Raw genomic sequence first — 2,052 nt, forward strand, 5'->3', positions numbered from 1 at the left:
GCTGGCATCTGGCGAAGATAAGGCAGCTGACCTGCTTATTTGGCGATAAGGCCGTACTGCTGATCTAATACCGCGATAATTTCTGCTTTCGGATCGGCTGACAATGCAATGTTATGGCCGACTACGCGCTCGGCAATACCCAGGTACGTGCGGGAAATATCCATCATCACTTCAGTTGGCAAAGCGTTGTCGCGGGCCAGTGCAGCGCGCTCTGGCATACGATCTTTGTTCAGCAAAATGTCCGGCTCAGGGAAGTGATTCAGCAACCACTGACGAAAGCCTTCTTTAGACTGCTCAACAATTTTGCCATCGCGCCAGCTGGCGCCATCCCAAATCCTGGAACTATCAGGTGTTCCCACCTCATCCATATAAATCAGTTTGCTGTTACCCTGCACATCTTTGACATAGCCAAACTCAAACTTGGTGTCGACAAACATCTGATCCAGTGCAGACAACGCGTCACTGATCACACTAAAACCCTGTTTCAGCAAAGTTTCATACAGGTCAATGTCCGATACCTGTTCAAAGCCAAACGCCTGACAGTGCCGCTCGATATCAGCGCGGGAAATATTGACATCATCTGCCTCTGGCACGCCGTCCAGGCCGGTTAATATCCCTTTGGTAGAAGGGGTGATCAGAATTTCGGGCAATTTCTGATCCTTTTGCAGCCCTTCCGGCAGCGTTATGCCGCAGAATTCGCGTTCACCTTTACTGTAAGCGCGCCACATAGAGCCGGTGATGTACTGGCGGGCAATGGCCTCGATTTTAACCGGCCGGGCTTTTTGTACTATCCACACCAGCGGGTGCGGAATATCCAGAATATGGCTGTCGGCCAGGCCATGCTGTTTAAACAGCGAAAACCAGTGATTGGAAATGGCATTTAATGCAGCCCCTTTACCCGGCACCCCGTTCAGGCCATTTTCACCATGCCAGATACAGTCAAAAGCGGATATACGGTCGCTGATTACCATAATGGCAAGCGGTGTATCTATAGCGACAGGATAATTTTTCTCGCGGATAAGCCGTGCACTGTCTTCGGCTGTCAGCCAGTACACACTGCGCACTTTGCCGGAGTGCACCGGTAAATCTGTACGAATTGGCAGATCGTCATTGACCGCCAGAACCTGAGTTGCAAGAGTCATCTTCACTTCTTCTGAGGCTGGTAAAAGGCGCGCAGAGTTTAGCAGATTAACGCACGTAACTGAATCGCCGCAACGTAAGCTACGGCGATTCAGTTCACGATGTTTTATACCTTACAGCTTATCCAGCTCGATATCACCGCTGACAGTGCTCAGCTCGACACTGCCATCACCACTACCGGTGCTAAATTGCAGGCTGCGTGCCGGGCCGTATTTGGCTTTAGTCGCTTTGTCGCTGGTGAGCTTATTGTCGATATCACCACCGGCTGACGCTTTGATATCAAAACGGGCACTGACATTGGTTTCCAGTTTTAACTCGATATCACCGCTGACACTACTGCCGCCAATGCGCGGGCTAACTGAGTTAGCCAGTTCAGCGTCAATTTCGCCGTTTACTGTACTTAACTTAAAGCGCTGTGTGCCGCTCATTTTCAGTTTGGCGTCACCGTTCACTGTGCTGACACTGATTTCTTCTGCACCGGTTCTGGCTTCAATTTTGCCATTTACCACGCTGTAATCCAGCCGACCGGTTGAACCAACATCAGTAATTTCACCGTTTACCGAACTCAGTTCAATTTGACCGCTGTTGTCTTTGCTGCCTATTTCGCCGTTCACCGTGCTTAACTGCACCAGTGTTGACAGATTGACCGCAGCAATTTTGCCATTCACAGTGCTTATTTTACTGCCACCGCTGATACCACTAAGGCTTACATCGCTGTTTACACCTTTAAACTCCAGAGTGCTGCCAATGGGCACTTCAACACGTAAATCAGCGCCATTGGATTTCTCATTACCACGGTAATTTACCTGGCGAGGCATGGTCATTTCAAAGCGGGTAAAACCGTCTTTTGAATCCAGCGTATAGCCGGTGGCCTTTTCGTCCAGTTTGCCAACAATTTTAAACTGGTTGCTG

At 49.7% G+C, this 2,052-nt stretch carries 2 protein-coding genes; both read right to left on the reverse strand.

The genetic code is table 11. The features are described 5' to 3' along the window. Positions 1–35: 35 nt before the first annotated feature. Positions 36–1,142: a phosphoribosylaminoimidazolesuccinocarboxamide synthase gene (locus VIN66_RS01495; RefSeq protein ID WP_331922344.1), complete on the reverse strand. Its 1,107-nt coding sequence runs from the start codon at positions 1,140–1,142 to the stop codon at positions 36–38. 111 nt (positions 1,143–1,253) lie between these two features. Continuing rightward, on the reverse strand, positions 1,254–2,052 hold a 799-nt coding region (locus VIN66_RS01500), incomplete at its 5' end, for a hypothetical protein (protein WP_331922345.1).

It is taken from the genome of Rheinheimera sp. (genome assembly GCF_036568245.1).
In the GTDB taxonomy this organism is placed as follows: Bacteria; Pseudomonadota; Gammaproteobacteria; order Enterobacterales; family Alteromonadaceae; genus Alishewanella.